This window comes from Dietzia sp. HMSC21D01 (assembly GCF_001815995.1).
In the GTDB taxonomy this organism is placed as follows: Bacteria; Actinomycetota; Actinomycetes; order Mycobacteriales; family Mycobacteriaceae; genus Dietzia; species Dietzia cinnamea.
On record NZ_KV824099.1, the window covers coordinates 1 to 6,108 of the forward strand.

A 6,108-nucleotide genomic window follows, 5' to 3' on the forward strand; every position below is an offset into this window, starting at 1 on the left:
CTCGCCGCCGACGGGCCGGTCAGTACCCGTGCGAGTCCAACCAGTAGTTGGCCAGGGCGACGGGGGTGGCCGTTCCGAACTCCACACCCAGCAGCAGCTCACGCACGTCGTCGGTGGTCAGCTCTCCGCTGATCCGGTTGATCAGACTCAACTGGTCCTCCGAGAGCGAGCCCTTGCGGAAGACGGGCACCAGGTTCTGGGCGCGGACCGCGTTCTCGTCGTCGTCCAGTGTCACGATGTCCTCGGGGAGGCCCACCGGGTCGGCCGACTGGACCAACCCCACGCCGATCTCCCCCGCACGCAGGGCGTCGAACACCGCACGAGGATTCGGCCCCAACGGGATCCGACGGCCGAAACCGCAGTCGTACGTCTCTCCCACGGCGGCGGCCAGGTCGCCGTCAGCGAGGGCCTCCTGCCTCGCGCCGAGCGTGAGGTCACCGCACCGACCGGCCAGGTCGGACATCGTCCGCAATCCCCGGGTCTCCGACGTGTTGCGCGTGACCACGTACACCGGCGCGTCCTCGGCGGGTGCCGGGTCCGCGGCGGTGACCCCCTCCGGTAGCGCGGCCATCATCGCGGCATACACCTCGTCCCCCTCGGTCGCCGTCGCACCGGGGTCGAAGGCTCCCAGGAGCTCACCGGTGAATCCCACCGTGAAGGTCGCGTCTCCCGCGACGACGGACTCCACGACCTCCGCCTGGGTCCCGGATTGGGGTCGCGCGGTCACCCGCGAGCCGGACCGTACCAGCGCGTTGCCGTAGATGTGGCCCACGATCTCCGCCTCACCGAACGAGGCCGTCTCGATCACCGCCACCGGGTCGTCCCGGTGCGCCGGCACGATCGACGACTGCGCCTGACAGCCGGACAGAGCCATCGCCACCACACCCGCGAGCGCCACCGCGCGCCTCCCGGGCCGCCCCACCGTCCGCAGCACCCGACCACGTCCTTCCTCACACCGACCGCACCCGTCAGCGCGGACATCTCGTCCGACAGTGTCCCAGAACCGTCCCGGCGCCGTCACGCCGAGGCCCCACGTGGTCGCCGTCCGGAGTCGACGGGCCGTCCGTCAGCGGGTCAGGCCGGGGTTCACGGCGGACCGGGCGGGATCGGTGACGTCGATCCCGGCTTCCGCCCACGCCTCCTCGAGTTCGGCCGCACCCTTCATACGGACCCACGCCGCCTCCGTGTGGGTGACCGGCACGGCCCGGAACACCCGGACGGGTGCCGCGTCACCCGGCAGTTCGACGTCCGGGATCTCGGGGGCACGCAGCACCACGGCGGTGAACGCCGCGCCGGGCCACAGCGGCTCGCCCAGGTCGATCAGCGCGCCCTCGGACAAGACCAGTCCCTCCACCGCGGGCGCGGCCGCGAGCACGGCCAGGGCGCGCACCACGCCGTCCACACCGCCCCGGAGCACGAGGCTCAGCTCCGCGCGCGGCGCTGTCGGATCGGGCACGAGCGCCGACGGATCCCCCATCGGCTCGGCCGAACACCCCAGCGAGACGTACCGCACCACACCGCTCTCCAAGTCCACGAACCGGAGGATCCGGATCGGCGCGGTGCCGAGGAACGTCACCGACGCCTCCTGCGGCTCCGGTCCGTAGCGCTCCTCCAGGTGAGCGCGTACCGCCGCCGGAACCGTCGACCCGTCCGCAGGGCCTCCCGGTAGCACTACTTCAGCCCGAGCCGGGCGAGCTCGTCGCGCACCCGCTCGGCGTTGGCGGGTTCGCACAGGACGTCGTAGCGGCCCGCGACCAGCTGGGAGGTGGACGCGAAATCCCGCTTCCCGCGGGTCGCGGCGTAGGACAGCGACGCCGAGACGACGCCGAACACGGAGCCGCCGACCAGACCGGTCAGCACCACGCCCCACATGGGTTGCGTGAAGATGCCCAGGAGCAGGCCGATGAACAGGCCGAGCCACGCGCCGGTCGCCAGCCCGCCCAGCAGGACCTTCGGCCAGGTGAGTCGGCCCGTGACCCGCTCGACCTGCATGAGATCGACGCCGACGATCGTGACCTCGTGGACGGGGAAGTCCTCGTCGGCGAGGTGATCGACCGCCGCCTGGGCCTGCGCGTACGTGGGGTAGGAGCCGACGACCCACCCGGTGGGCGGTGTGGGCAGACCCGGCGTCTGGGCGCCCCGGGCGCGCGCGCCCCGCGGGTTCACGGGAGTGGTCATGAGGTCCGTCCTTCCGTTTCGTTCCCGGCGGGGTCCCGATCCGAGACGGTCATCCCGGCCGCACGGCCACGGGCGGAGACGACCAACGCCATCTTACGGCTGGCCTCGTCGAGCATCTCGTCACCGAACATCACCGCACCGCGGGCGCCGCCCTCCACCGAGGTCGAGCGCGCGTAGGCCTCGAGGATGGCCTCGGCCTTGTCGAACTCGTCCTGACGCGGGCTGAACACCTCGTTACCCGCGTCGACCTGCGCGGGGTGCAGGACCCACTTGCCGTCGAACCCGAGGGCGGCGGTGCTGGCCGCCGCGCGGCGGAAACCGTCCTCGTCGCGGACTCTGAGGAACGGACCGTCGATGGCCTGAAGGCCGTGCGCGCGGGCGGCCACCAGGATCGTCATGAACACGTGGTGATAGGCGTCGCCCGGGGCGTACCCGTCCGGCTGCTCCCCCACCGTCAGCGTGCGCATCCCGATGGAGGCCATGAAGTCGGCGGGACCGAACACGAGCGTGAGCACCCGCGGGCTGGCCGTCGCGATCGCGTCGATGTTGGTCAGACCGAGGGCGTCCTCGATCTGCGGCTCGATCCCGATGTGACCGACCGGCAGGCCCGCGGCCTTCTCCACCTGGGTCAGCACGAGGTCGAGCGCGGCGACCTCCGCCGCGGTCCGCGCCTTGGGCAGCAGCAGTGCGTCGACGTGGGCACCCGCCCGACCGACGACCTCCGTGACGTCGCGGACCGTGTACTCGGTGTCCCAGGCGTTGACGCGCACCACCACGGTGGGCGCCGCGAACCCACCCCGGCCGAGAGCGGCCACGACGTTCTCGCGCGCCTCCTCCTTCGCCGGGCCGGCCACCGCGTCCTCGAGATCCAGGAAGACCTCGTCCACTGGCAGTCCCCGCGCCTTGTCGATCATCTTCACACTGCTGCCGGGCACGGCGAGGACCGTGCGCCGTGGCCGGGCGCGCAGGTCCGCGATCGCCGAGGCGGCGTCCTCCGAAGGCGCGGCTGTCGCGTGGGGGGCTGCGGTCATCGTGGGTGGCACTCCCTTACGTCCGGTACGGCGGGCGGGCGCCGCCTGTCGGTGACTAGGTTGGTCTGCATGGCGAACCTCAACAAGGCCTTCGTCGCCAGGCTAGCCGGATTGCCCGTGATCGGCCCTGACGGGGACGACATCGGACGCATCCGGGATGTCGTGGTGACGATGCGCTCCGGGCACAAACCCCCGCGGGTCATCGGGCTGGTCGTCGAGCTACCCACGCGGCGCAGGATCTTCGTGCCCATGCTCCGGGTCGCCTCGATCGATCCGCGGTCGGTGTCGCTGGTGTCGGGCACCATCAACCTGCACCGGTTCCAGTCCAGGCCCGGGGAGAATCTCGTCCTGGGCGCCCTCGTGGACTCGGTCATCGGCGTCGAGCGCGACCAGCCCGCGGGCGAGCGCTCCGGGAACCCGGACCGCCCGACCCGGTACCAGGTCGTCGACGTGGAGATCGAACGCCAACGCTCGCGGGACTGGCTCGTGTCGCGGCTCGCCGTCCGCGAGCGCCGCGGGCGTTCCCCCCTCGGTCGGCGCGGGGAGGTGTCGATCCACCCGTGGAACCGCATCAGGGGCCTGGACGACGCGATCGGCACCCCTGAGCACGGCGCCGAGAGCCTGGTCGAGCAGTACGCCGACCTCCGTCCGGCGGACGTCGCCATCGCCCTGCGCGAACTGCCTGAGGTGCGTCGACTCGAGGTCGCGCGCACCCTCGACGACGAACGGCTGGCCGATATCCTGCAGGAGCTCCCCCACGACGAGCAGACCGAGATCGTCACCCGGCTCGAACTCGAGCGTGCGGCGGACGTTCTCGAGGCCATGGACCCCGACGACGTGGCCGACCTCCTCGGCGAGCTCCCCGAGAAGGACGCCGAGTCGTATCTCGAGCGGATGAACCCCGAGGACTCGTCGAACGTCCGGCGCCTGCTGACCTTCGACGCCGACACGGCCGGCGGGTTGATGACGCCCGAACCGATCATCCTCTCGCCGCAGACCACGGTGGCGGAGGCGCTCGCGCACTGTCGCAACCCCGACCTCAGTCCCGCTCTGGCCAGCCTCGTCTTTGTCGTCCGCCCTCCCACGGCCACCCCGACGGGCAAGTACCTGGGCTGCGTCCACATCCAGGCGCTGCTGCGCGAGCTCCCGTCCGCCATGGTCGCCGAGACGGTCGACACGAGCCTGTCGGCGTTGCGCCCCACCGACTCGGTGGACGCGGTGACCCGCTTCTTCGCCACCTACAACCTGGTGTGCGGCCCCGTAGTCGACGACGAAGGGCACCTCCTCGGAGCGGTCGCGGTGGACGACCTGTTGGATCACCTCCTGCCCGACGACTGGCGGGACATGGACCTGCACGACGACACGGAGACGGCGCGATGACCGAACCCACCGTGAGGTCGTCGCTGTCCACCCCGATGACGTCCCGCCGACCCCGGATCAGCTTCGACTCCGACGCGGTCGGCCGGTACAGCGAGGCCGTCGCCCGGTTCTTCGGCACCGGGATGTACCTGCTCATCCAGACGGTCGTGGTGATCGTGTGGATCGTCATCAATGTCGCGGTCGTGGCGCTGCGGTTCGATCCGTATCCGTTCATCCTCCTCAACCTGGCGTTCTCGACCCAGGCCGCCTATGCCGCGCCGCTCATCCTGCTCGCGCAGAACCGTCAGGAGGACCGCGACAAGGAGTCCGTCAAGGAGGACCGGCTCCGGGCCACCCAGACCAAGGCGGACACGGAATTCCTCGCCCGCGAGCTCGCGTCGGTACGCCTGTCGGTGGGCGAGACCGTCACGCGTGACTACCTGCGCCGCGAGCTCGACGACCTGCGGGATTCCGTGGAACGGATCGAGACGATGCTGGCCGGGCTCTCCACCGGCGGCGGTAACGCCGATGGCGGGAAAACCGATCCAGACGACAGGGGCCGGGGGTAACCTCGCCCCAGACGAAGCGTCGCGGGGGCGGTGCACGGCCGTGGCGCCGTCCGTTACGTCGTAGGGGGAGAATCTTGCGCCGAATCGCGCACACTGCAGACCGCCGGGTGCTCACCAGTGCAGCCGTGACCGTCGGAGCCATCACGGTCCTCGCCGCGGTCGGGCTCACGATCGACACGAGCCGCCCCGCCGCACCTGACATCACGCCGCTGGCCGAGTACTCGCCGGAGCCGCCTCCCGCGACGACGCCGCCCCCTCCCACCACCGACCCCACCACCTCGGAGCAGATCCCGGAGCCGCCGGTCGACCCCGGCGCCGCGCACATCGAGCCGGCGACGATCCCCGACGGACCGCTCGGGATCCCGGGCATCGCCCTGGACGCCTACCACCGCGCGACGGAGCGGCTCAACGCGGAGCGCCCCGCCTGCGAGATGGACTGGACCGTCCTCGCCGGGATCGGTCAGGTCGAGTCCAACCAGGGCCGCGGGCTCTTCGACGTGCGCGGCAACACCATCGGCCGGATCGTCGGCCCCCGACTCGACGGCTCCCTGCCGGGCACCGCCGTCATCACCGACACCGACGGCGGCAGATTCGACGGCGACCCCGACTTCGACCGTGCCGTCGGACCCGTCCAGTTCATCCCGTCGACCTGGGCGACGCTCGGGCGCGACGGCAACGACGACGGCGTGGCCGATCCGAACAACATCTACGACGGTGCCCTGTCCGCGGCGACGCTCCTGTGCAACCAGGGCGGGTCGATGGCGGACCCGGCGGCCCGCACCCGCGCGATCCTGGCCTACAACAACTCGCTGGCGTACGTGGCCAACGTCAACGCGTGGGCGCACGGCTACGCGGTCAACGCCTTCCCGCTGCCCTCCGATCTGCCGGAGATCCACCGACCGGAGCCCACGGTCGAGCCCCCGCGGCCACCGGAGCGCTGCCCCGAGGGCTGGGAGGGCGAGCCGACCGCC

6 protein-coding genes and 1 pseudogene are annotated in these 6,108 nt (G+C 71.6%); 3 read left to right on the forward strand and 4 right to left on the reverse strand.

The annotated features are described in order from the left end of the window. Window positions 1-19: 19 nt before the first annotated feature. The 4 genes and pseudogenes from HMPREF3086_RS15580 to HMPREF3086_RS15595 form a co-directional block, all read right to left on the reverse strand. Window positions 20-934: a glycine betaine ABC transporter substrate-binding protein gene (locus HMPREF3086_RS15580; RefSeq protein ID WP_246831018.1), complete on the reverse strand. Its 915-nt coding sequence runs from the start codon at window positions 932-934 to the stop codon at window positions 20-22. Window positions 935-1,066: 132 nt separating this feature from the next. Then, complete coding sequence (locus tag HMPREF3086_RS15585; RefSeq protein WP_082767582.1) at window positions 1,067-1,672, reverse strand: suppressor of fused domain protein; 606 nt, start codon at window positions 1,670-1,672, stop codon at window positions 1,067-1,069. Next, window positions 1,672-2,178 (reverse strand): YflT domain-containing protein, encoded by a 507-nt coding sequence (locus HMPREF3086_RS15590; protein ID WP_061227646.1) that lies wholly within the window; start codon window positions 2,176-2,178, stop codon window positions 1,672-1,674. Before HMPREF3086_RS15590 ends, HMPREF3086_RS15585 begins: the two co-directional genes overlap by 1 nt. Beyond that, window positions 2,175-3,266: pseudogene (locus HMPREF3086_RS15595) on the reverse strand (CoA ester lyase); the annotation flags it as partial. The gene HMPREF3086_RS15590 and the pseudogene HMPREF3086_RS15595, both read right to left, overlap by 4 nt. A 12-nt stretch (window positions 3,267-3,278) precedes the next feature. Here HMPREF3086_RS15595 and HMPREF3086_RS15600 point away from each other — a divergent pair. From HMPREF3086_RS15600 to HMPREF3086_RS15610, 3 genes are all read left to right on the forward strand, one after another. After that, window positions 3,279-4,589, forward strand: coding sequence for a magnesium transporter MgtE N-terminal domain-containing protein (locus tag HMPREF3086_RS15600; protein WP_007631682.1), 1,311 nt, complete (start codon window positions 3,279-3,281; stop codon window positions 4,587-4,589). Beyond that, a complete protein-coding gene (locus HMPREF3086_RS15605; protein WP_061227645.1) occupies window positions 4,586-5,137 on the forward strand; it encodes a DUF1003 domain-containing protein in 552 nt (183 codons plus the stop codon). Before HMPREF3086_RS15600 ends, HMPREF3086_RS15605 begins: the two co-directional genes overlap by 4 nt. 125 nt (window positions 5,138-5,262) lie before the next feature. Beyond that, the coding region (locus HMPREF3086_RS15610; RefSeq protein WP_070722822.1) for a lytic transglycosylase domain-containing protein at window positions 5,263-6,108 on the forward strand (846 nt) is incomplete at its 3' end.